This is a genomic window from Ruminiclostridium josui JCM 17888 (assembly GCF_000526495.1).
In the GTDB taxonomy this organism is placed as follows: domain Bacteria; phylum Bacillota; class Clostridia; order Acetivibrionales; family DSM-1351; genus Ruminiclostridium; species Ruminiclostridium josui.
Map to the genome: position 1 here is coordinate 1658948 of NZ_JAGE01000001.1, position 24368 is coordinate 1683315.

A 24368-nucleotide genomic window follows, 5' to 3' on the forward strand; every position below is an offset into this window, starting at 1 on the left:
GGGCAGTTCCTTTTTTTATTGTAAGGATTTACATCCAAACTTTATTTGTTAAATTATTTTGTAGCTGTCTTTTCGAAGTCAGCAACCTTGTTACTAGAAGTGTCAGTTATTCCAGCAACTGAGTTATATTTAACTACAGTTGAGTCTGAGAATTTCTTTCCATCTTCAGGTGTAAGAGTAATTACATTAGATGAAGTACGTGCAACTTTTACTAACTTAACATCGCCTGATACTGAGAAGCCATTCAATGTTGAAGCAGCTAAAGTAGTATTATCAATATCTTCATTAAATGTAACTTCGATAGTACCATCAGTTGTAACCTTAACTGTATTTACAGAAGGAGCAATTAAGTCTGAAGCAACTTCAGAGCTTGTTGATATAACTGCACCTAAGTATGATTTAGTATCAACAGCTACGGCATCGTCAACAGATAACAATACTATTGTTGCTGTTGCCGCACTCTTTACATATGTTGCATCTTCTTTAAGCTCTGCTCCAAGGTTAAATACAACTTCTGACTTACCGTCATTGTTCAATGTAACACTAGCAACTGACAATGCAATTTCCTCATCATCTGCATTTGTAAGTTTAAAGCCTTTAGCAGTTATGGTAGAAAGTCTACCAGTAAATGTAACCTTTATTTGCTTCTTAGCTATAGCCTCAACTTTTTCAATCTTTATAGTATCTTTAGTAGGTGTTACATCTTTAACATAAGTTGCCAAAGTATTTCCTGCAACGTCTTTTACAAGACCAACCTTAATTTCAACATCACCTTCAATAAGAACAGAAGCACTCTTATCTAACACAATTGTAACTGACTTTCCGTCAGCAGCAGCAGTAACTGTATCATTGTCACCTAAAGCAACAAAATTACCATCACCAATATTCTTCATGAAGTTAGCCTTCACAAGTGTAGTAGGATCCATTTGTTCACTGAATGGAATGTAGATGGATGCCTTTTTGCTATCATTTCCTGCTGAATCTTTACCAACAACAATTCTTGCTGAATCATCAAGTACCTTTGGAGCTACCTTATCAGTAAAGTTCAATGTTGATGTATAAGTATCCATTACATTGTTTACAAAAGCGTCATCCTTAACTCCCTTTATTTCGATAGTATAGGATCCGCCACCCAATTCATCTGTAAAAGCAAGCTGAACTTTGTTAAGTGAATCATCATTAACAAGAGTTGCACCAGTAACGGATATAACCTTTCCAGTTGAATCTTTGATTACATAGTTGCCTGATTGTTCAGCTGTTGTTTTATCTAGTTTTTCAGAGAAAACAACTGTTAACTGCTTTGTATTATCAAACTTAACTTCTGTAACTGTTGGTTTAACAGTATCCAGAACTATGTTCAAAGGAATAGTTGTAGCAGGTAATTTATTTCCCCATAAGTCCTGAATCTGAGTGCCATTTGCATCATCATATCCAATATATAGGTTAGTTGCTCCTAACGGTATTACGTTACCTGAGAAGTCAATAGTAATAGTTGTTCCTGCATCGGTAAGAGTTACCTTTGCAACCTCTTCACTATCAACTGTCTTTGTATCATTACCCTTTACAAAGTATGTGTCAGTATTATATGTATGTCTGTATCTAACATTAGCACTCTTAACACTATTTTCGTCCAAAGGCTTGTTAGAAGTCAATATTACAGTCTTAGGTTCTGCTGATTTTAATGTAAGAACAGGAGCTGTCTTATCATTTGTTACTGTGAATTCAACAGTCTTAGGAAGTACATTGTAGCCTGCATAGTCAAATATATACCCCTTAGATTCAAAGCTTACCTTGTGTGCACCCTCAGTTAAAGGAACACCTACTGTTAATGTAACCTTATTGATGTTAATTTCAATATTAGTAACAATGTAGTTACCACCATCAACCTTGAATTCTCCATTAGAGATAGCATCTGTTACAGGTGTTGCAGATGTTGCAGATGCCTTAAGTTGAACTGGTTCACTATATTCTACAGTAAGAGTGTTTGGACCTGAAACTGTTACACCAACTACTGTAGGAACAGTTGAATCCTCAAATTTAACTGCATCACTCTTGTATGTTGCAAAGTTCTTTACTTCAACAATAGCAGATGCTCCATTTGTAACTGCCTGACCCAATGTTACTATAACAGACTTTCCATCAGCCTGAAGAGCAACACTTCCACCAGCAGCTTTATCTGTTGTACCTTCAGTTACAACATAGTTTGCTATCTTTTCTGCATCAGCCTTTACAAGGTCTTTTGCAAATGTGATTTGAACCTGCTTCAAGTTCAAAGCTTTAACTCCAGTAACAGTCTGAGCAGCTGGAGCAACTATCAAACCTGCTTTTTCAGCAACTGCTTTCTTAGCAGCGTCAGTTCCAACTAAAACTTCAACAACTGTCTTAGCAGCATCTTTAGCTTTAACAGTTAAAGTATCGAATACTACTGCAGAAGCAGCATCTCTTGTAAGATCTTCATTAGTAATATCATCAGCGATAGCTACAAGAATCTTACCAGCTGACTTAGCAGCTAATAATTCAACTGATTTAGCATAGTTGTTCTCATCTGCAAATCCGAGAGCGTTCATGAACATAGATGCAAGGTCTTTTCCTTTTAAAGGATCACCAGCAGCTAATTTGTTATTTCCACCTTTCATAACGCCTTCTTGAACAGCAAGTGCTACCCAACCTTCAGCCCATGCAGGAACTTCATCAGCGTCATCAAAGCTTGCGATTTTGGAAACATCTGCAGCTTCCATATCTTTGTCTGTTTTACCTAATACAGTCTTTAGTACTAATACCGCACCTTGTGCTCTAGTTAAGTCTTCACCAAGCATCAAGTCACCGGTAGTGTCTCCCTGCCAAATGCCGAGATCCTTAAGTACTGTTGCTTGTTCTTCAAATTCATATGAACCTGAAGCAGCGAATGCAGCAGTCATAGATGTTAATACCAATGCTACGGCTATAACAACTGCAGTTAGCTTTCTGAGATTTCTCATGTTCTCAAATCCTCCTTGTGTATTTTGTAGCGGGTGGGCTTTAATATCCAGAGCGGGCTACGCCTCTCCCACTATTTATAGCCCAACTCGTTTAACCTATTTTCCAAGATTCGGTAGCAATAGATTGAGATTACCTAAATTTACCTATCTTGATTCATATGTATTATATCACTGGCAAATTTTGCAGTCAACGTGGTGGTTTTAAGTGTAAAGAATTTGTAACAGAAATGAAACAAACCCCAGTAATAATACTGGGGTTTGTTTCATTTTATTATTTCTAATTTAATTACTATATTATTTAGCAATCTGAGTAAAGCTTGCTATTAAGTTAGAACCGTTATCAGTAATACCAGCTGCTGAGTTGTATGATACTGAAGTCTGGTTAGCTACAAAATCTGTTCCTGTAAGAACTATTGTTGTTGCATCTCCACTCTTCAGAGCTACTGAAGTCAACTTAGCATCTCCGCCTGTTACTGAGAAACCATTCAATGTTGCTGCAAGAGTATCTGCCTTGATTGCTTCGTCAAACTTAACTTCGATAGTTCCACCAACCACTGTTACTGATACTACAGAAGCAGTTATCTTATCACCTATCTCTTTTCCTGCATTGTCACTGAGTACAGTTCCTAAGAAGCTCTTAGTACCTGCTGCTGATGAAGCTACAAGTGATACTGCATTATCTGAAGATTTTGCATCAGCACTTAATTCAGAACCGAGGTTGAATATAACTTCTGATTTTCCGTCACTGTTAACAGTGTGGCCTGCTACTGAAAGGTTTATTCCGGTATCAGTACCATCTGCAATCAGGCTGTAACCTGCTGCTGTAACTGCTGACAATCTTCCGTCATATGTTACCTTGATTTGTTTCTTAGCGATTGCTTCAACCTTTTCGATTGCTATTGCATCTGCTTCAGGGTCAGCGTTAGCTGCAAATGCTGCCAGTCCGTTTCCTGCTGCATCTCTAACAGCTCCTACTACTATATTGATATCACTTATTGCAGTGGTTCCGTTATCAATTACGATTGTTACTGACTTCTTGTCTGCTGCAACTGTAATAGTATCGTTGTCACCAAGAACTGCTGCTGTTCCGCCATTTACAACCTTCATGAAGTTTGCTTTCACTAATGATGCTGCATCCATTACTTCACTAAATGGGATGTAAACTGTTGCTTTTTGATGGTTTGCATCTGATAAATCTATTAAATGTTTAGCTGTACCAAGGGTTGGTCTAACTGTATCATTTATATTTAATGTTGCACTGTAAGCGTCCATTACGTTAGGAACAAGTGCAGTATCTTTTACATTCTTAACTTCTACTGTGTAGCTACCACCACCAAGAGCATTAGCTGTTGAAGTTGTCAATGTTACTTCATTAGCGTTGTCGCCGCCAAGTACAGGTGTATTGATTGTAACTACTTTACCTGCTGAATCTTTAACTATGAAGTTAGATGCTGTTTCAGCAGATGCTTGTTCTAATTTCTTGCTGAATATTACTTTCAATGTTGAAGCATCAACAAATTTAACTTCTGTAACTGCAGGCTTAACTGTATCCATTGCTACTGCCAAGTCAAGGCTTAGAGCTTCAAGCTTATTTCCCCATAAGTCTTGAATCTTATTTCCTGTATCACTGCTATAAGCAATATACAGTTTGTTAGCACCAAGAGGAATAGGCATTGCTGACCAGTCAATTGTTATTTCTGTTGAAGAGTTAACTATTACTTTAGCATTTGAACCTGCTAATTCATAGAGGTTGCTATTGTAAGTGTGTCTGTAAAGTACGTTTTCATCTTTTACATTAGTTACAGGCTTATTGAAAGTCACTTTAACTTCTGTAGGTGATACAGACTTAACTGTTGCTACAGGAGCTGTAGCGTCAGCTGCAACTGTAAAGTTAATTGTTCTTGAAATTACCTTGTAATCAGCGTAGTCGCTTACGTTTGTGCCGTTGATTTTAAGTGAATGTTCACCATTTGTGAGGTTAACACCAACTGTAACATCAACCTTGTTATTTCCGTTTGCAACTGCATTTGTTACAATGTAGTTACCATTATCAATAGTGTACTCAGCGTTGTTTATTCCCTTTATAGGCTCGCTGTATTCAACTGTGATAGTCTGTGGTCCTGTTACTGTTACTCCTGTAACTGTTGGTACAGTTGTATCTGCAACTGCAACTGAATCATTTGTATAAGAAGCGATAGTCTTTACTACAACCTTTGCTACTGTTCCATTATTGAAGTTTGAACCCAATGTAACGATTGCTGTTTTACCGTCAGCCTGAAGTTCTACTGTACCGCCACTTGCTAGGTCAGTTGATGAACCGCTGTTAAATGCATTGAAGTATTCAATCTTTTCTACAACTGACTTGTCAACTGTCTTGTTGAATACTACTTGAATTTGTTTCAGATTCAACGCCTTTACGCTATCTACTGCAAGAACTTCTGGAGCTACTATAAGTCCAGCATTTTCAGCAATTGCTTTGAGGCTTGGATTAGCTTCTACTATTTTTTCAATTATTGTTGCTTTTCCGTCAGAGTATTCTGATGTCAATGAACCAAACATGATTCCTACTGCCTGATCTCTGAGAAGTGCCTTCTGAGCATATGCAAGATAATCAGCGATTTCTTTTGCACCATCAACCTTTGAAAGTTGATTTACTGCTTCAGTCCAGCTAGATACTGTGTATCCGAGCTGCTTAAGAATCAGAGTAGCGAATTGTCCTCCGAGAAGAGCTTCGTTAGCATTTACATATACATCTCCGGTAGTTGTGTCTTTTGAACCTGACATAACATTGTTCTTGACTAAATAAGCCAATCTTTTCTTTGCATATGTCGGTACTTTGTCGGCATCTGCAAAATCTTTAAGAATTTCATTTGCTTCTTCTTCTGTTAATGCTTGTGCAGCATTATCCATATTGAAGAGTTTTGCTAATAAAGTTGCACCTTGTCCTCTTGTAAGTGATGTTTCAAGAGATGGTACGAATGAAGTGTCGCTAGTTCCAGCGTACAACTCCAATTGATTAAGAACACTTGCTTTTTCTCCGTTTACCGGACTGTATGTGGCTGCAAATGTCGGTACCACTGATGATAACATTATTGCACCGGCAACAACTGCAGCAGAAATCTTTTTAAAATTTCCCATTTACTGAATCCTCCCTAGATGTTTTCTGGCCAATAGTTTTACCGGGATAAAATCGGCCATTAGATTTTTGTCCCCGGCTTGAAATGGTTTGAAATCAAGGCCTTACGAGTAACTGCCCGCCTCAATTGCATACTCATTATAACACCAGAATTTTTACCGGGTCAACATAATAAGATATTATGTAAATTAATTGTAATCCCCATGTAATAAAGGTTTTGAGCAGAAATGAGCAAACGTAGAAACAGAGCTGTCTTTGATAAGACAGCTCTGTTTTATAAGTAATTATTAATTATAAACTAATTATTACACAATAACATTTTTCCCAATAATAATTGGCCATGATTTCTCACCCTTGAGGCATTTGTTTCTTGAAAGTATAACGTTTTTGTCAAGTATGGCATAGTTAAGGGCCGAATCTTCTTCGATTATACTTCCTTGCATTATAATGCTGTCTTTTACCACAGCACCCCGTTTTACTGTGACTCCTCTGAAAAGTACGCTGTTTTCAACTGTTCCTTCAATAATGCATCCATCCGCAATTATTGAGTTTTTAACCTCTGCTTCTTCATTATACTTGGCAGGTGCTTCATCCTTGACTTTTGTATATATTTTTAAATTCCCCAATAATTCGTTGTTTACCGCAGGGTCCAACAAATCCATATTGCATTTGTAGTACATCTGTACCGTAGACATGCTTCTCCAATAGCCATTATATTTATATCCATAGATTTTGAGCTTATGGAGCATCTTTATTATAATATCAAGTACAAAGTCATAGTATCCATGTGCAACGCTTTCTTCAAGAAGTGCAATCAATAATTCTCTTTTTATCATATAAATACCCAGAGAACCATTGAGCGTATTTGGATGCATTGGCTTTTCCTGAAAATCGATTACTCTAGATGAACTGTCAAGCTGCATTATACCCATGTTGCTCAGTTCCTCCATTGGTATATCATTCATTTCACGATAAGCAACTGTTATATCCGCTTCCTTCTCTTTATGAGCCCTTAGCATGTCGTCAAAGGTTGTAGTAAATATACAATTACCTTGAGCTATCAGTACATATTCTTCATTACTCCTTTTAAGGAAGGTTAGATTGTTGTACATGGCATCGGCAGTACCTCTGTACCAGCCCGTACCTTCATCGGATAAAAATGGTGGAAAAAGAAAAAGTCCGTCTGTTTTTCTATCCAAATCCCATTCTTTACCAGAACCAAGGTGATCCATTAGTGACCTGAAGCTGTATTGAGTTATTACACCTATATTGGTAATTCCTGAATTAACCATATTTGACAGTACAAAATCAATAGCTCTGTATTTTCCTCCTACCGGCACTGCCGGGCTGGATCTTATTGTCGAAAGCTCCTTAAGCTTTGTGTTACGTCCCCCTGACATTATTATTCCCATCACATTTTTCATTCCGCAACACCACCTTTAAATACGCTTTTACCGGATTCTACATTTAAAGATGTAAAATCCGCTGCCGAAGCTCCTATATCAATCATAACATTCTTTCCAATTACAGCATCTGCAGGTATGCTTGCCTCTTCTCCTACAACCGTAATACCTGAGTTATATATTCCAGGCTTGTATTCATTAGGAACATCCGCACCTTCTCCAAGTCTAGCTTTTTCGCCTATTATAACCTGCTCACTGATAATAGATCTGTTTACGTATGCATTTTTACATACTCTTGAATTGGACATTATAATCGAGTCCTGAATAAATGCTCCCTCTTCTATATAAGCACCCGGAAATAAAATGGAGTTTACAACTGTTCCATAAACCGAGCAGCCTTCTGCTACTAGTGATTTTTTTACACAGGCACTACTAGCTATATAGTGAGCCGGCTTAACAGGATTCGGTGTATAAATTCTCCATTCCGGATCAAATAGATTAAATTGAGGAACTCTGCTTACCAAATCCATATTTGATTCCCAAAAAGCTTGTATTGTCCCTACATCTCTCCAATAGCCGGAATACTGGTATGCCCACATACTTTTCCCATCTCCAAGCATTGCGGGAATTATGTTTTTTCCAAAATCATTTTCGGAATCAGAGCATTCATTATCCTTTATTAAATACTCTCTTAGAATTGGCCAGTTGAAAATATAAACCCCCATAGATGCAAGGGTACTTTTAGGATTTTTGGGTTTTTCTTCGAACTCATAAATTTTACCGTTTGCATGACAATTCATAATGCCGTATCTGCTAGCCTCTTCATAAGGCACATTAATAACTGAAATTGTGGCATCTGCTTGGTTTTCCTTGTGAAAATCAAGCATTTTGGAATAATCCATTTTGTAGATATGATCACCAGATAGAATAATTACATAATGAGGGGAATACTTGTCTATATACTGAATATTCTGATAAACTGCGTTTGCAGTGCCTTTAAACCATTCTCCTATTTCCGCCTTTAAATAGGGGGATAATATGGTAACACCACCGTCTATTCTGTCCATATCCCATGGTTTGCCTATTCCTATATGAGCATTGAGCTTTAGCGGTTGATATTGGGTCAGAACACCTACTGTATCAATTCCGGAATTTATACAGTTACTAAGAGAAAAGTCAATTATTCTATATTTCCCTCCATATAGAACCGCAGGTTTGGCCACATTCTTAGTGAGTACACCCAGACGGCTTCCCTGGCCCCCAGCCAGCAACATTGCTATCATTTCTTTCCTAATCATTGCACCAACTCCCGGTTAACTGATTTTATGCTGCCATAACGTATAATTTACTTTTATATTTCTACATTTAATTTGCATTTCCCTTTATATATAGCAATAAATTACCACTTTATAACAAAATATTCTCTAGCAATGGGAAATAAGCCACTCAAAAGTTTTTAGCCTTTCCTTGTTCTGTATTTGGATACCTGAATCAAAAAAAACTACATTCCCGCCATCAGTATTTGTGCTAATAAGCCGTCTCTCCTCCAGTAAACGCTTAAGATATCTGATTGTCCCTTCGCTACCGTCTATTATATCAATAAAAGGAGGGAGAGCCTGTTTAAATGCATTCCTGTATATCGGAAAATGAGTACACCCTAAAACCAAAGTTTTATAATTTTCCAGATTAATGCCTGCTAATTTGTTTTTTATTACAGGTATAACTTTTCTATAATCAAAAATCATATTCTCAGCTAACTCAACCAACTCAGGAAAAGGCAGATAATCAACTACATGTTCCTGATCAACTCTTTGCACCAGGTTGTGGAATTTTTCTTCACGAAGAGTTAAGGCAGTAGCAAGGACAAGAACCCTTTTTCCATTACCGTTTAGAACAGCAGGCTTCACCGCGGGTTCCATGCCTAATATAGGAAAATCGTACATCCCTCTGAGTTCTTTTACAGCAATACTTGTAGCGGTATTACATGCTACAACAAGTGCTTTGATTCCTTGATTCACCAAAAATTCTACGGCTTGAAAAACATATTTCCTTACTTCTTCCTTTGTCTTTGTTCCATAAGGCACATGTTCGATATCTGCATAATATATGTAATTTTCTTTGGGAAGCTGTCTCAGCGCCTCGCTTAAAACTGTTATCCCGCCAAAGCCGGAATCTAAAAAACCTATTTTATTGGTGTTCATCTAAATCCAACTACTCCTTTGCCATTTGTATCTTTTAAAATTCCCTCCTGCGAGTGTTTTTAGACATCTTTGTCATAACACTAAATATAATCCACCCTATTATGCAATAAATAACTGAAGGAAGGAAATATATAAAATACATCAAATCCTTAAACATTATAGAAAATTCTCCGGTACCATAAAAACTGTACATTGATATTCCTAATGAATACAACGCCGAAAGCATTAGGCTGACAGGTACAATAACTAATGTTTCAGCTTCCCACAACCTTCTGTACAAAAGCAGTATAACAGCAGGGTATAATATCGAAGTTGCCCCAAAAACAATATAAGTTCCGACCATTGGCAAATTCAGCTGTACAATTATCACCAGCATAATTATAATAACAATCCCATTGAAGATACTAATTCCCAATGCCCTGAAAACTCTTCTCATAGCTACCTCATCTATATATAAAATTCATATGTTTAAACTTATTTATTATTATATAATATCATGTTTCCGGTTATCAAATTTTATTACTATAACCAGTTTGACTGTATGTTTAGAATTTAAAGGATTTTTTGTTAACCATTTGGCGTATTATTGAATATAATGTAGTAAAAACAAATAAAAAGGAGTGAACATTATGCCCGGAATGCCAATTTATCAGGATTCTCCGGCGAATCTAAAAAATCAGATTTTTGCAACAAATGGATCAGCTGTAATTAATGTTCAGGCTGACAATACAGGTAGATTGAAGGTAGCAACAGACGTATCTTCTCCCCTTGCTGTTGACGTAAACGAGGCTGCGAACAGTATCGCTGTCTACGGTAATGATGGTACTACAAACCAAATTTTAAAAACAAATTCAACTGGTCAGCTGGATATCAGACCTTTAACCGTTTCTGATACCGTTAGCGTTAATATTACTGAAGCTGATGACAGTATTGCTGTTTATGGTAACGATGGTACTACAAACCGCATTCTTAAAACAAATGCTACTGGTCAACTGGATATCAGGCCTTTAACCGTTTCTGATACCGTTAGTGTTAGTATTACAGAAGCTGATGACAGTATTGCTGTTTATGGTAACGATGGTACTACAAACCGCATTCTTAAAACAAATGCTACTGGTCAGTTAGATATCAGACCCCTTACTTCTTCTGATACCGTTAATGTTGATATTTCTCACGAAACCGACAGTATTGCTGTCTATGGTAGTGACGGTACTGACAGTCATGTTCTATTAACTGATTCAAATGGGGTATTGCAGGTAAGCCAATCTCGTAACTTTATAGATTCTACACTCGCAACCTCAGCCACAACCGACAGTTATCAATATACTGCACAGCAAGAAATTGCTCAACTCACAACTTATCAGTTCTTTGTAAAAAATACAGGAGACACAAACAATGTTACTGTTTTGGTTGAATTAAGTCCTAATGGTACAGATTGGGTAGCTGACTCTGAAGAACGTGAAGTTAAGCCCGGTGAGGCGACTATTATAACTTCAAGTAAATTCTTAAAATATATACGTTTAGGATACAAATCCACCACTTCCAGTTCCAGCACAGATATAAACGTTATTTTCCAAGGTCAAAGCTAATGATAAATAGTCAGAGAAAGCACCCTGTACACAGGGTGCTTTTTATTTGCCTAAATAACTAGTCCTTTAGAAAAATAATATTAATAGCCTGCTTCGTGCCTTCTCAGGTTCAAGTCCTATTTAGGTATGCAAAAAATCCTCGACAGAAATCTGTCGAGGATTTAGCTGGTCGGAGTGAGAGGACTTGAACCTCCAGCATCTTGGTCCCAAACCAAGCGCGCTGCCAATTGCGCTACACCCCGCTATTTGCACACTCGTTGTTTTCTCGAGTGCAAAAGTATTTTACTATAGCCCCAAAATATAATCAATTCGTACATTGAGCATATTTCAGCATTTACCCTTCTGTTTCTTTAATATGCTCACTTTTACACCGTTTTATTACCTGTTTTGTCAAATTAATTTTATTTTTGAATGTACATGTATGCTTTTAGGCCATTACTGTTTACAAAAACAATATATCCAATATGTAATATAATTGAAATCTAATATCTCTTGATACGTAATGGTAGTTTTTTTATAATGAAGTAAAACTAAGGAAAAAGGATGTGGTGTTTATACAGCGTATTTTAGGGCAAGTTAGACGGGCGGTTCAGGACTATAACATGATTGAAGCTGGGGACAGAATTGCAGTTGGCGTAAGCGGCGGAAAAGATAGCATGACCCTTCTTACTGCACTAAGACAGCTCCAGAATTTTTATCCAAAAAAGTTTGAACTTGAGGCAATCAGTCTTACAATGGGTATAGGAAATGCCGATTTCACTCCGGTTGCAGAATATTGCAAACAAATAGGTGTTAATTATACTATTGAAGAAACTCTGATTGGAAAGATAATTTTTGAGGTAAGAAATGAAAAGAATCCTTGTTCTATGTGTGCAAATCTTAGAAGAGGAGCTCTCCATAATAAAGCAAAAATGCTTGGATGCAATAAGGTTGCCCTCGGTCATCATAGGGATGATGCCGTTGAAACCCTGTTGCTTAGCACTTTCTATGAAGGAAGAATACATACTTTTTCTCCTGTAACTTACCTTGACAGGAAGGATTTACACCTTATTCGTCCTCTTATTTATACTGAAGAAAAACAAATAAAATCAGTTGTAAAGTCAGCGGATCTGCCAATTGTTAAAAGTCCATGTCATGTTGATGGTAAAACCAAACGTCAGTATATCAAGGATTTACTTCTGGAACTCCAAAAAGATAACAAAGAAATTAAAAGTAACCTTTTTGGAGCTATAAAACGTGCGGAAATCGACGGATGGCACGAATAACATAATACCCCGTAAAGTTGTTGCAATGGAACCTAGGTAAAGCCACTTAATTTCACAACGGGGTAAATCAACATAATATTGGGGGTATATACAAAAAAATGAATAAATACATACGCAGAAGTCTTGCACTTTTAGTTATCTTAACTTTACTGCTGACATCTTTCAGCAATGTATTCGGCGCACAACAGCTTATAAGTCAAACTGTTGAAAAGCAAACAATTACTTCGGGTGTTACTTTGGAAAGCTATGATCGCTTTACTACAAGCGGATGGATTAAGGCTTATGTTCTCAGAGTAGATTTGTCTAATAAAAATGTTAAGGTCGATACCCTTACAAATAAGACATCCGTAGTAAGTTCTTCAACTGTTTTAAATCTGGCAAAAAATAGCGGAGCAATTGCTGCAGTTAACGGCAGCTTTTTTGATTTCGGAGCAAACGGAAAAAGTTATACCTATGGCCCTATTATTTCTTCAGGCAAAGTTGAACTTGCAGCTACCAGAGACAGTAAAGATACCGGAACTTTTTCACTTAATGATATCAACGAAGCGCTATTTACATACTGGAACACCAAAGTTGAGCTTATCACTCCAAATGGTGAAAAGAAAGTTGCTGCATCATATAACAGATATAATGGTACTTTTAACGGAATGGCCATAATAGATGCAAAATGGGGTGCTAAAACTCCTGGTGCCACAACCAAATATCCTGATTGGATTGAAATGGTAGTCGAAGATGGTATTGTAAAAGAGTTCAGTGAAAACAAACCCGCTATTAATATGCCAAAGAACGGGTTTGTTGTATTAGGGACAGGAAGTCATATTCAGTATTTAAAGAGTAACTTCAAAGTTGGGGATCCTGTTGAATACAGTATAACCATGAACGTTGATACAAGTAAAATGACCATGGCTCTTACAGGCGGAGCGATACTTGTTAAGGATGATAAGGTTCTAACCTCTTTCTCTCATAATCCTGTGTCTCCAAGTACAAGGGCAGCAAGAACTGCTATTGGAACATCAAAAGATGGAAAAACCCTAATTATTGCTGCTATCGATGGAAAATCTAGTAACAGTATAGGTATGACACAAGCAGAGCTTGCATCATATATGCATGAACTTGGCTGTGCAAATGCTTTGAATCTAGACGGAGGCGGCTCAACTACTCTTGTAGCAAGAAAACAGGGTACAACAGGTTTAAGCGTTCAAAATAAGCCTTCAGATGGCTCACAAAGAGGAGTAGGTGCATCTCTGGGTATATTCTCGGTAGCACCGCAAGGACCAGTAGATTCTCTTTATGTAACTGCATATGAGGAGAATGTATTTGTTAATACCTCCAGGGCTTTTACAGCAAGAGGTATGGATAAGTATATGAATCCGGTTAATATTAATACAAATGATGTAAAATGGTCTGTCTCTGGTGTTAAAGGTACTTTTAAAGGAAACGTACTATATCCTACCACTGCAGGAGAGGCTATAGTAACGGCAAAAATTGGTGACCATGTAGTGGGAACCTGTCCTATTACTGTACTGGAATCCCCAGCCAAACTTGAACTAAATTATGATAAGCTCAATATTAACCCCGGAAGTTCAGTTACATTATCCCTTAAAGGTTGGGATAAAAACGGATATACAGCAAGTATTCCCCCTGAAAACATAAAATGGAGTACAGGCGGAAATGTAGGAAACGTATCCTCATCAAATGTATTTACTGCAAATAAAAGCGGAGGAACAGGTTATATTGCCGCCACAGTAGGTTCAGCAGTAGTTTCATGTCCTGTGTCTATTCGAAAGTCAGGTATAACAAAAGTTATTCAGGACTTTAACTCAACAGGAATAAAACTGATAACCTCGCATAAGTCCGCAAAAGCCTCTTTTAGTCTGGCATCTAATGTTTATAAGTCAGCAAAATATTCTGCGAAAATCACATATGATTTTTCCACTGATTTAAGTGTAAACAGAGCTGCATATCTGAGCCTTCCAAATGGAGGTTATACATTAGACTCCGCCACATCAAAACTTGGTATGTGGGTTTACAGTTCATCCAAAAATCCAATTTGGATAGGGGCTACTGTCCATGATTCTAAAGGAAACTACAAAAGTGAGTACTTTGCAAAAGGAATCACTTGGACAGGTTGGAAGTACCTCGAAGTGTCTCTGGATGATTTAAATACACCAAAAAAGGTAACAAATGTATTTGCTGTCCAGCCTAAAAACGGTAAGTCTTCAGGTACAGTATATTTTGATAACTTGACAATGATTTATACAGGCTATCCCGATGTTGATATGTCAAAGGTTCCAAAAACAACTGTACCAAATGATGAAAATTACAAGGATGTTACTGTATCAGGAGACGATTCAATGACATTTTCAGTGTTTGGTCAGTCAACTGCATATGGTTCAACCAACAAAACACAGATTGACATGCTTAACAAACTTGCAAGCCATATAAGCAGCTCTGTTGATGTCTCTGTACTTGTTGGCTCAAATGACGGGCTTACAAGAAGCAGTATAAAGGTTCCTCAATTGAGTACTACTGCAAGTTACAAATCTTTGGATATTAACGGTAATAAACTTATACAGTTGAATGCTTCCAAAGGTGGCTTACGTGTAACCAACACAAATGAGTGGTTATGGTTTATTAATCAACTCAACTCCTTTAAGGGTAAAAACGTATTTGTATTTTTGGAGAAAGACCCGTTGAAATTCAATGATACAAAAGAAGGACAACTCCTAAAAGACACTCTTTCAGATTTTAAAAAGAAAACCGGAAAGAATGTATGGGTATTTTATAAAGGAAATTCAAATTCAAGCTATATGGACAAAGGCGTTAAGTATGTAGTCACTGCAGGCTTTGATTCCTATGGCTTCAGCGATAGCAACAAAGGTGCTGCAAAATATGCTGTTGTAAAAGTTAAGGGAAACTCAGTAACATATCAGTTTAAGTCATTTAATTAAATCCTAAAAATAAAACCGGAAACAATAAAAGCTAAATGCTTTAATGTCTCCGGTTTTTATTTTATCTTTAATAACACTTTACTAAGGAAGCTGTTCCATCTTATGTCTCAAAAATGCTGTAAAATCATCCTTCAGTTCTTCTCTTTTGAGAGCAAATTCTACAGTGGCCTTTAAAAATCCAATTCTATCTCCCACATCGTACCTGTCTCCATCAAAATCAAATGCATACATTGCTTCCTGCTCCATAAGCTTCTGTAATGCATCTGTGAGCCAAATCTCACCATTCTTACCAGGTGTAGCCGTTTGCAGGAATTCAAAAATTCTTGGAGAAATAATATATCTCCCCAGTATAGCTATATTTGATGGCGCCTGCTCAACCTCTGGCTTCTCAACCAACTCTTTTACCTTATATACTCTTTCATCAATCTGTGTTCCCCCTATGACACCATATTTTGTTACGTCCTGTAGGGGTACTTTTTGAACGCCCAGAATAGTAGTCCGGTATTCGTTATATACATCCATCAACTGCTTAATACAAGGTACCGGAGAATCCACTATATCATCTCCAAGCATAACTGCAAAAGGTTCATTTCCGATAAATGATTTAGCACAATAAATAGCATGTCCGAGACCTTTTGCTTCCTTCTGTCTTATGTAGTGTATATTTGCAATATTTGAAATCTCCTGTACAACGCTCAATAATTCTTGTTTTCCTTTTCTATGAAGTTCCTCTTCCAATTCATAGGATTTATCAAAATGATCTTCAATTGCTCTTTTATTTCTTCCAGATATAATAAGTATATCCTCTATCCCCGCAGCAACTGCTTCTTCAATAATGTATTGTATAGTAGGTTTATCAACTATAGGTATCATTTCCTTAGGTTGTGCCTTAGTTGCAGGTAAAAATCTAGTTCCAAGACCGGCAGCAGGTATTATTGCCTTTCGTACTTTCATAGATTTCCTCCATATGTACTTTATTCAAATATTATTTTACCATATATTTAAATTATATAGCAACAAATGTTCCCATTTATGTCCTTTTAACCCAAACCATTGATTATCCTTCTATTTTATGTTATAGTTTTGACATAGTTATAAATGAAACTCTCATAATATCTTCAGGGCAGGGTGTAATTCCCTACCGGCGGTAATGTACAATTTTGTATTAGCCCGCGAGCGTTTTGCAGACATGGTGTGATTCCATGGCCGACAGTACAGTCTGGATGAAAGAAGAACAATAAACAACATAAATTTGTTATGTTAAGCTCTGTGGATTATTATTCGCAGGGCTTTTTAGTTTGCTTTATATCTACATTACCATAAGGAGGTAAATCTCAATGAATAGCAGTAGAATCAAGAAAATGACAACAATGGGCGTATTAGTGGCAATTTCAGTAATTCTTATAATATCTCCGCTGAAGTTTCCTTTTCCCGGTGCACCTTTCCTTGTTTATGATGCAGCAGATGTATCCATTATTATAGGAGGATTTATTTTTGGCCCTGTTGAAGGCATTATACTCACTATTGTAACATCACTTGTTCAAACACTGGCAGTTAGTACTGGAGGTGGATGGATAGGCTGCATTATGCATATTGTGGCTACGTCAGCCTTGGTAAGTACCGCTTCTATAGTTTATTTAAAGAAAAAAAGTTTTAAAGGTGCTGTTATAGGAGCAATTTTAGGAAGTCTGGCTATGACTGCAATAATGATACCAATGAACATGATATTTTATCCTTTGTTTGCAGGAACTCCTGTTGATGCTGTAATTAAAATGATTGTTCCGGCTCTGCTTCCCTTTAATTTAATGAAGGCAGGTATTAACTCAGCTATCGCTTTATTATTGTACAAATCCATCGGCAGACTATTGTCTCAGACAGCCCTAAAATAAGGCTATCCAGGAACTATCACCCCAAAAATCAGGAAATGGTTGCATTTATTTTTGATAACTATTATGATATATGTTATCAAAAATATAAAATATTAGGAATTACATATTTACATTGAAATAATTAGCACGTATTATATTATTAACATCATATATGTGACAGTGTCACATGGGCAGCATATGCCAATTAATTTTAATTTTGCTAATGCAATAATTGCGGGGTGATATTGGTATGGAATTTTGTAATAAATGCGGCTCTTTGAAGATTAGCGGAAATTGCACAAACAAAAAATGTGATCAACATGTTAAATCTATGGTAGAATTGGCCACAACTCAGCAGATTGAGTATATCAAAGAGTTGGCAGAGCAATTAAACGAAGATGTCAGTGATATGAACTTTGAAAACATGACAAAAAATGAAGCTTCTGATCTTATTGATGACTATCTGGAACGTTTGGATGACAATGACAAAAAATTTATAGCTGAAGATGATATTCTCGGTGATGAAGAAACTGACGAAGAAGAATTATAAAGTTATACTATAATATTATATTTTAAAAAGCGAGGTAAAATTCCTCGCTTTTTATTTTTTCAACAAAACACTCCAAAAACTGTTGATAACTTCTGAATTATTTGTTAATTACAACATGTGGATATGTAATCTAGTTTACAATAAACTGTGAATAATTATAAAACCTCATGGAAATCAAGGATTCCCCGCCTTTTATACATACTTTTAAAATTGCGGTATATATGTGGATAATGTGTATAAATCTGTGCATAATTTGAATCTTATAAGTTCATATAAGTGTGGAAAAGTGGGTTAATTTGAATATTTTAAACTAAATCCATACTGAAAAAGAGCATCATATTCTTCATTATTATCCAACTTTTCAATTGTAATAGGGAGTTGTTCATCTGATTTAGGCCAACTCACAGGCAGCCGTCCTTTGAAATTACAGTTATCCCCGTAAATAACTGGAGCAACCGCTCTTCCTTCTGTACCAGGTAACCATGCCTCAACCAGGGCATCCCATTTATTAATTTCATTTGTGATTATCCTCGGTCTCCCCGATACAATAATGACAACTACAGGTTTCTTTGATTCATATGCAATTTTTAATGTGTTGGCATTCTCACTAAAAGCCAGTCCCTCACTTAATCCCAGAGTTTTTTCATCTCCATGTCCTTCAGCGTATGGGCGTTCTCCTAAAACCGCAACAACAACATCTGCATCCTTTATTTTTGCAGGATCGGTGATTATAACGCCTCCTCCGTCATCTGCCATTTCCTTAAATCCATCCAGAATAGTTGTACCACTCATCCACCGCTTTTCTTCCGTATCCAAGCCACCTTGCCATGTCTTTGTCCACCCGCCACATTGTGCACCTATGTTATCAGCAGCTGGTCCAATAACTGCAACTTTTGCTGATTTTTTTAAGGGAAGTATGTTCTTTTTATTTTTCAGAAGAACCAAGGACTCCTTTACAGCCTGTTCTGCAATTTGAACATTGAAATTCTGCCTAATGTCATAATCCTCATTTGTCCTATCACTTTCATCGTCAAATTTGCCTGATTCCATTTTTACTTTTAGTATTCTGAAAACAGCTTCGTCTATTCTATTCATATTTATATCTTGCCGCTTCTCACTTGCTGCCTCCAGTAAGCATTTATAAGCTTCCTTCCACCGTTTCCCTTCCATTAATACATCTATCCCGGCATTCACTGCATTTACTACCTTTATATAAAGACTGTTGCCATCTAAATATTCAACGCCCTCATAGTCACTGATTACGATTCCCTGAAAACCAATATCCTGCTTAAGTTTATATTCTATGAGATCTCTCTCTGAATGGTTTTTTCTACCCTTTACACTGCTGTATGAAACCATAATTGATTTAACACCGGCTTTAACTACATCCTTGTACACAGATATATATTTATCTTTTAGTTCCTCTGTACTGATATTGGTATTCCCGCGATCAAGGAGTCCATTTATGCCAGAACCAAATTCAACAGCGCCGTCTGCCACATAGTGCTTTGCACATGCAATTATACCGTTCTCCTGAAGGGCTGTTATAAAAGGAGTTGACAACATAGTCACAAGATCCGGTGTCTCACTGAAGCACTCATAATCCCTCCCCCATCTTATATCGTTGCTTACTGCAACACACGGAGAAAATGTCCAATCAATCCCTATTGAGTTTAATTCATCTGCAACGGCTGTTCCGATTTCTCTTACAAGTTTTCCGTTTCGAGTAGCACCTAAGGCTATATTGTGAGGATATATAACGGTATCCTTCATATTGTTGTTACCATGAACAGCATCTAAAGCAAATAAGAGGGGTATGGACAGCCTTGACTTTTTAGCCGCATTTTTATATTTACTTATCATCGCTCTCCAACCATCCGGATTGTTTTCCTTCGGAGCAGAACCCCCTTCGGCAAATACAGACCCTATTGAGTAGGTTTTAACATCTTGAGCGGTTACATATTTCCACTCTGGCATAATCATCTGACCTACTTTTTCCTCCAGCGTCATTCTTTTTATGTATTCAGTTATATTTTCCTTGATGGATTTTTCTTTGTTGTATATTCCCGATACTTCCAAAATATTTCCACTGTTAGTGGAAATATTAGTGTTGTTTGGAGTTTTATATATGTTTGATGTAGTATTACTGCAGCAGCATAGTGATAATATTAATAAAGAGGTCAGAAGTAATCTTTCCAGTCTTTTGAAATTCAATTAATCACCCCAATGTTTGGTATATATTACTATAATATTAAAATAATTGTAATATATCAACATTAATATACTTATATCTTAATATAGTTAGTAGTATTTAATAAATTAATATAATCCGGAGGTTTTCAATGAGAAGACTAGTACTCTTTATTGCATTTATTACATTAATGCTTATTATATGCCTTACCTTGGCATCTTCAGCTTCTAGTGAAGTCATAACTGCCGCGGATAACCATATAAGCGTATGGAAAGTTACAAACCCAAATGATACCTCAGAAAAAAATATTATATACCTTCTGGGGTCATTATCAATTACGGACAAAAGCATATTCCCTCTAAATGAACAGATTGAAAAAATATACAATGAAAGTTCAAAAATTATTGTGGAAACAGACTCAACAAAAACTACACAGGACCAAACCGTAACTGCCCTTTTAAAATATGGGCTGCTATCTAAAACAACGATAGATAAAGTTTTAACAAAGGAACAGTACAACAAAGCAGACGCTCTTATAAAAAAGTATACTCAAAATAAAAAATCACTTTCAACTTATAAAAGTTTTATGCCCTGGGTTATTGAAAGCTTAGTATCCAATCTTGTAATTAGCAGCTCACAAAATTTTTTGCAAAACCCTATTCCATCATATTTTATAGGGAAAGCAAAAAAAGACGGCAAGTCAATTGTTGAAATTGAATCTCCCGATTCACAGCTAAGCAGACTCAGCTCAATGTCGTATTCTCTTCAAAGTTCACTACTTGAGAATACTATCAAAGCAATAGAAAATGACTCTGAAACTGTAAAAAAAGCAACGGTATTATGGAAAGACGGTGACATCGAGGGGCTAATCAACCTATATTCATTTATCAATGCTACTCAATCAACGGTAATACAAAAAACCTTTGATTGTGTTACTAAAAGCTTAAAATCCGGAGGTAAATATTTTGCTATAGCAGATATTTCAAGATTGACCGGTGAAAATGGTATTATTAATATGCTTAAGAAAAATGGCTATAAAGTAGAGCAACTATAGTACTTAAAAAGGGCTTGCAGTACCTTATTTCCATCTGTGTCCTATTTCATTTGCAATACCTAAACAATCGCATATCTTCATAACCTGATGATTCTGGATATCATCAAGTGTTTTGGGCTTATTGTAATAGGCAGGCATTGGTGGTATTATTTTCACCCCCAGTCGTGAGAGCTTAAGCATGTTCTCAAGGTGTATGGAATTAAGAGGTGTTTCCCTGGGGCAAATAATGAGCTTTCGTGATTCTTTAAGAGCAACATCTGCTGCTCTTGCGATAAGAGTGTCACAAATTCCGTTTGAAATGCAAGCCAGTGTCTTCATACTACATGGAACAATTACTGTTGCGTCGGTTATATATGAGCCACTGGATATTCTCGCAGACAGGCAGTCATTATCATATGTGAAATCTGCAAGCCCTAATACCTGCCCGATACTATAGTCCGTTTCAATTCCGATATTCTCAACCGCATATTTGCTCATTACAAGATGAGTTGCTATCTGTGGTATACTTTTTAACACCTCAAGAAGTTTTATTCCATATATTGCTCCTGAAGCACCGGTAATACCTATAACTATATTTATTTAGAACACCTACCCCTAACATTAAATAATCATTTATCTAATGTTTTGAATTATTGACATTTATTTTAATATTTATGATATTATTATCTCTGAATTTGGTTTTCGGAGGTGCTTTAAAATGAATTTTGGTCATTTTAATCCAATTAACAAGGAGTATGTTATTACCCGCCCGGATACTCCTGCCCCCTGGTGTAATTATCTTGGGTCTGTAGACTACGGTGCAATTATATCCAACAATGCAACTGGCTATAGTTTTGTAAAATCCGGTGCGGCCGGGAGAATAATTCGTTTTAGATTAAATTCCATGTCCAACGATCAACCCGGCAGATTTATTTATATTCGAGACAATGAAGATGGTGATTACTGGTCCGGTTCGTGGCAGCCGGTTTGTAAATCAATTGACAGCTATAAGAGTGAGTGCAGACATGGAACGGCCTATACTATTATTTCATCCTCTTACAAGGACATAGAAAGCCGTACCCTTTATTATGTTCCTCTTGATAAAAACTATGAAGTATGGAATTTCAAAATAAAGAATAATGGAACAAGCAAACGGAGTTTATCTATATATGGCATGGCGGAATTCACAAACCATGACCATTATGAAAATGATACTGTGAATCTTCAATATTCGCAATTTATTAGTAAAACATTTTTTAGAGATAATCACATACTTCAGGTAATAAATGAAAACGGAAGTGAAGTATCGGCAGATGTTGAAGGAACCTCCAATAAAAAAGGTGACCCTATTTACAGATTTTTTGGTCTAGCAGGTCAGGCAGTTTCTGCTTTTGATGGCGAAAGAGATACGTTTATAGGTAACTATAGAAATTATGGAAATCCTGTTGCCGTAGAATCTGGAAAATGTTCAAATACTGTTGCCTATAATGGAAATTCCTTTGGAGCTCTCCAGACAGATATCGAAATAAATCCTGGTGAAGAGGCTGAAATGACTTTCCTTCTTGGAGCAGGAAATGAATCCTTTGCAAGAAATTTAATTTCAAAATATGCTGCCATTGAAAAGAATACCAAGTGTTCTTGTGAAGATTCTTTTGACTTCAGCGAAGTTGTATCAAATGAGCTTACACAACTTAAAAACTTCTGGCACTCAAGGCTGGGTAACCTTCAGGTGGAAACCCCGGACGAGAATTTTAATAATATGGCAAATGTTTGGAATGCGTACCAGTGCTTTATAACATTTTTCTGGTCCAGAGCAGCCTCATTCCAATACTGTGGTCTGAGAAACGGTTTAGGATACCGTGATACGGTACAGGACATACAGGGTATAATCCATTTAGACCATAATGCTGCACGAGAACGCCTTTGGCTTATGCTTTCAGGACAAGTATCCAATGGCGGCGGTCTGCCACTGGTTAAATTTGACCACAAACCAGGTCAGGAAGCTACTCCTGATGAATCACAGTATGCAAAAGAAACGGGACAATCCTTCTACCGGGCGGACGATGCACTTTGGCTCTTTCCAACTATTATTACATATATTAAAGAAAGCGGAGATTGGAAATTTATAGATGAAATAATTCCTTATGCAGACAAGGGAGAAGCAACCGTTTATACCCACTTAAAACAGGCAATACAGTTCAACTTGGATAGACTGGGCAGCCACGGTTTACCTGCCGGTTTATTTGCAGACTGGAATGATTGCCTTAGACTTGGATCAAAAGGAGAATCTCTCTTCGTGGCATTCCAACTTTACTATGCCCTTAAAATATTTGAAGAATTTGCAGTTAAAAAGTGTGCTTCAGATGACATAGCATGGGCAAAGGCCCGTCTTGAAGAATTAAGTGAAAATATCCAAAAGTCCGCATGGGAAGGAGATCAATATGTCCGGGGATTTACTGATGACGGATATATTATAGGATCAAAAAATAATTCCGAAGCAAGCCTATGGCTTAATCCACAAGTGTGGTCCGTTATAAGCGGTGCTGCCGAAGGAGAAAAGGCCAGTGCCGTTCTTGATAAGGTATATGCCAAGTTGAATACTAAATATGGTGCAATGTTGTTTTACCCGGCATTCAGGGAATATGGTCTTCCGGTTGCAAGAATGTCACTTTTTAATGCCGGAACCAAGGAGAATGCAGGAATATTCTCACAGCCCCAAGGCTGGCTGATACTAGCTGAAACAATTATAGGAAATGGTAACAGGGCCTATGAATATTTCACCGAAATAAATCCTGCCGCCATGAATGACAATGCGGAAAAAAGAAAACTTGAGCCATATATTCACGGACAAGCTACTGAAGGAATTGACGCACAAAATCACGGACGTTCTCATGTTCACTGGCTGACAGGTACAGCATCAACTGTCATGGTTTCAATGGTATATGGTATTCTGGGATTACAACCTGAGTATAATGGTATAAAAATAAATCCATGTATCCCATCAAGCTGGAAGAACTTTAAAATGACCAAGGTATTCAGAAATAGTGTTCTCAATATAGCTGTTGATAACAGTCAGGGAGTTGAAAAGGGAGTTCAATACGTTACCGTAAACGGAAAACGCATTGATGGCTGTTATATCAGCATAGATGACCTTAAAGCTACTAATGAAATAGTAGTAGTAATGGGTAAATAAAATGGGGATG

Annotated in this window: 16 protein-coding genes, 1 tRNA gene and 1 riboswitch; of the genes, 7 read left to right on the top strand and 10 right to left on the bottom strand. The window is 36.9% G+C overall.

Annotated elements, in window-relative coordinates:
- Positions 1-53: 53 nt before the first annotated feature.
- From K412_RS0107835 to K412_RS0107860, 6 genes are all read right to left on the bottom strand, one after another.
- Positions 54-2978, bottom strand: a complete 2925-nt coding sequence (locus tag K412_RS0107835) for an Ig-like domain-containing domain (RefSeq protein ID WP_024832590.1) — start codon at positions 2976-2978, stop codon at positions 54-56.
- Between the two features lie 294 nt (positions 2979-3272).
- Entirely contained in the window at positions 3273-6116 is a 2844-nt protein-coding gene (locus K412_RS0107840; protein ID WP_024832591.1) for a hypothetical protein, read from the bottom strand.
- A 303-nt stretch (positions 6117-6419) separates the two neighbouring features.
- The gene (gene glgD / locus K412_RS0107845; RefSeq protein ID WP_024832592.1) at positions 6420-7538 is read right to left on the bottom strand and encodes a glucose-1-phosphate adenylyltransferase subunit GlgD; all 1119 of its coding nucleotides are present in this window, start codon (positions 7536-7538) and stop codon (positions 6420-6422) included.
- Complete coding sequence (locus K412_RS0107850; RefSeq protein ID WP_024832593.1) at positions 7535-8815, bottom strand: glucose-1-phosphate adenylyltransferase; 1281 nt, start codon at positions 8813-8815, stop codon at positions 7535-7537. The genes glgD and K412_RS0107850 overlap by 4 nt, the downstream gene beginning before the upstream one ends.
- Before the next feature lie 126 nt (positions 8816-8941).
- On the bottom strand, positions 8942-9718 hold the full coding sequence (murI, locus tag K412_RS0107855) for a glutamate racemase (protein ID WP_024832594.1): 777 nt from the start codon (positions 9716-9718) through the stop codon (positions 8942-8944).
- A gap of 34 nt (positions 9719-9752) precedes the next feature.
- Positions 9753-10154: a hypothetical protein gene (locus K412_RS0107860; RefSeq protein WP_024832595.1), complete on the bottom strand. Its 402-nt coding sequence runs from the start codon at positions 10152-10154 to the stop codon at positions 9753-9755.
- A gap of 193 nt (positions 10155-10347) precedes the next feature.
- On the opposite strand from K412_RS0107860, the gene K412_RS0107865 reads away from it, so the two are divergent.
- Positions 10348-11307 (top strand): DUF6385 domain-containing protein, encoded by a 960-nt coding sequence (locus tag K412_RS0107865; protein WP_024832596.1) that lies wholly within the window; start codon positions 10348-10350, stop codon positions 11305-11307.
- A gap of 166 nt (positions 11308-11473) precedes the next feature.
- Here K412_RS0107865 and K412_RS0107870 read toward each other — a convergent pair.
- A tRNA-Pro gene (locus K412_RS0107870) sits at positions 11474-11549 on the bottom strand.
- A 303-nt stretch (positions 11550-11852) separates the two neighbouring features.
- Between K412_RS0107870 and K412_RS0107875 the strand changes: the two genes are divergently transcribed.
- Positions 11853-12572, top strand: coding sequence for a tRNA 2-thiocytidine biosynthesis TtcA family protein (locus tag K412_RS0107875; RefSeq protein WP_034847318.1), 720 nt, complete (start codon positions 11853-11855; stop codon positions 12570-12572).
- A 98-nt stretch (positions 12573-12670) separates the two neighbouring features.
- Positions 12671-15523, top strand: coding sequence for a phosphodiester glycosidase family protein (locus K412_RS0107880; RefSeq protein WP_024832598.1), 2853 nt, complete (start codon positions 12671-12673; stop codon positions 15521-15523).
- Positions 15524-15604: 81 nt separating this feature from the next.
- On the opposite strand, the gene galU is transcribed toward K412_RS0107880, so the two are convergent.
- Positions 15605-16477 (bottom strand): UTP--glucose-1-phosphate uridylyltransferase GalU, encoded by an 873-nt coding sequence (galU, locus tag K412_RS0107885; RefSeq protein WP_024832599.1) that lies wholly within the window; start codon positions 16475-16477, stop codon positions 15605-15607.
- 156 nt (positions 16478-16633) lie between these two features.
- Positions 16634-16762: riboswitch (FMN riboswitch) on the top strand.
- Positions 16763-16860: 98 nt separating this feature from the next.
- Between galU and K412_RS0107890 the strand changes: the two genes are divergently transcribed.
- Positions 16861-17412 (top strand): ECF transporter S component, encoded by a 552-nt coding sequence (locus tag K412_RS0107890; RefSeq protein ID WP_024832600.1) that lies wholly within the window; start codon positions 16861-16863, stop codon positions 17410-17412.
- Between the two features lie 229 nt (positions 17413-17641).
- Positions 17642-17941: a hypothetical protein gene (locus tag K412_RS0107895; RefSeq protein ID WP_024832601.1), complete on the top strand. Its 300-nt coding sequence runs from the start codon at positions 17642-17644 to the stop codon at positions 17939-17941.
- A 291-nt stretch (positions 17942-18232) separates the two neighbouring features.
- On the opposite strand, the gene K412_RS0107900 is transcribed toward K412_RS0107895, so the two are convergent.
- Positions 18233-20155 (bottom strand): glycoside hydrolase family 3 protein, encoded by a 1923-nt coding sequence (locus K412_RS0107900; RefSeq protein WP_024832602.1) that lies wholly within the window; start codon positions 20153-20155, stop codon positions 18233-18235.
- Between the two features lie 128 nt (positions 20156-20283).
- Here K412_RS0107900 and K412_RS0107905 point away from each other — a divergent pair, with 128 nt between their 5' ends.
- Positions 20284-21186: a TraB/GumN family protein gene (locus K412_RS0107905; RefSeq protein WP_024832603.1), complete on the top strand. Its 903-nt coding sequence runs from the start codon at positions 20284-20286 to the stop codon at positions 21184-21186.
- A gap of 24 nt (positions 21187-21210) precedes the next feature.
- Here the strand turns inward: K412_RS0107905 and K412_RS0107910 are convergent, their stop codons facing one another.
- The gene (locus K412_RS0107910; protein WP_024832604.1) at positions 21211-21765 is read right to left on the bottom strand and encodes a UbiX family flavin prenyltransferase; all 555 of its coding nucleotides are present in this window, start codon (positions 21763-21765) and stop codon (positions 21211-21213) included.
- A 118-nt stretch (positions 21766-21883) separates the two neighbouring features.
- On the opposite strand from K412_RS0107910, the gene K412_RS0107915 reads away from it, so the two are divergent.
- Positions 21884-24358 carry a glycoside hydrolase family 94 protein gene (locus K412_RS0107915; RefSeq protein WP_024832605.1) on the top strand — a complete coding sequence of 825 codons (2475 nt, stop codon included), beginning with the start codon at positions 21884-21886 and terminating at the stop codon, positions 24356-24358.
- Positions 24359-24368: the final 10 nt, after the last annotated feature.

Excerpts from the sequence above, each read along its gene's own strand:
- K412_RS0107835 (WP_024832590.1), bottom strand. The coding sequence starts at position 2,978 with ATGAGAAATCTCAGAAAGCTAACTGCAGTTGTTATAGCCGTAGCATTG.
- K412_RS0107840 (WP_024832591.1), bottom strand. The coding sequence starts at position 6,116 with ATGGGAAATTTTAAAAAGATTTCTGCTGCAGTTGTTGCCGGTGCAATA.
- glgD (WP_024832592.1), bottom strand. The coding sequence starts at position 7,538 with ATGAAAAATGTGATGGGAATAATAATGTCAGGGGGACGTAACACAAAG.
- K412_RS0107850 (WP_024832593.1), bottom strand. The coding sequence starts at position 8,815 with ATGATTAGGAAAGAAATGATAGCAATGTTGCTGGCTGGGGGCCAGGGA.
- murI (WP_024832594.1), bottom strand. The coding sequence starts at position 9,718 with ATGAACACCAATAAAATAGGTTTTTTAGATTCCGGCTTTGGCGGGATA.
- K412_RS0107860 (WP_024832595.1), bottom strand. The coding sequence starts at position 10,154 with ATGAGAAGAGTTTTCAGGGCATTGGGAATTAGTATCTTCAATGGGATT.
- K412_RS0107865 (WP_024832596.1), top strand. The coding sequence starts at position 10,348 with ATGCCCGGAATGCCAATTTATCAGGATTCTCCGGCGAATCTAAAAAAT.
- K412_RS0107880 (WP_024832598.1), top strand. The coding sequence starts at position 12,671 with ATGAATAAATACATACGCAGAAGTCTTGCACTTTTAGTTATCTTAACT.
- galU (WP_024832599.1), bottom strand. The coding sequence starts at position 16,477 with ATGAAAGTACGAAAGGCAATAATACCTGCTGCCGGTCTTGGAACTAGA.
- K412_RS0107890 (WP_024832600.1), top strand. The coding sequence starts at position 16,861 with ATGAATAGCAGTAGAATCAAGAAAATGACAACAATGGGCGTATTAGTG.
- K412_RS0107895 (WP_024832601.1), top strand. The coding sequence starts at position 17,642 with ATGGAATTTTGTAATAAATGCGGCTCTTTGAAGATTAGCGGAAATTGC.
- K412_RS0107905 (WP_024832603.1), top strand. The coding sequence starts at position 20,284 with ATGAGAAGACTAGTACTCTTTATTGCATTTATTACATTAATGCTTATT.
- K412_RS0107915 (WP_024832605.1), top strand. The coding sequence starts at position 21,884 with ATGAATTTTGGTCATTTTAATCCAATTAACAAGGAGTATGTTATTACC.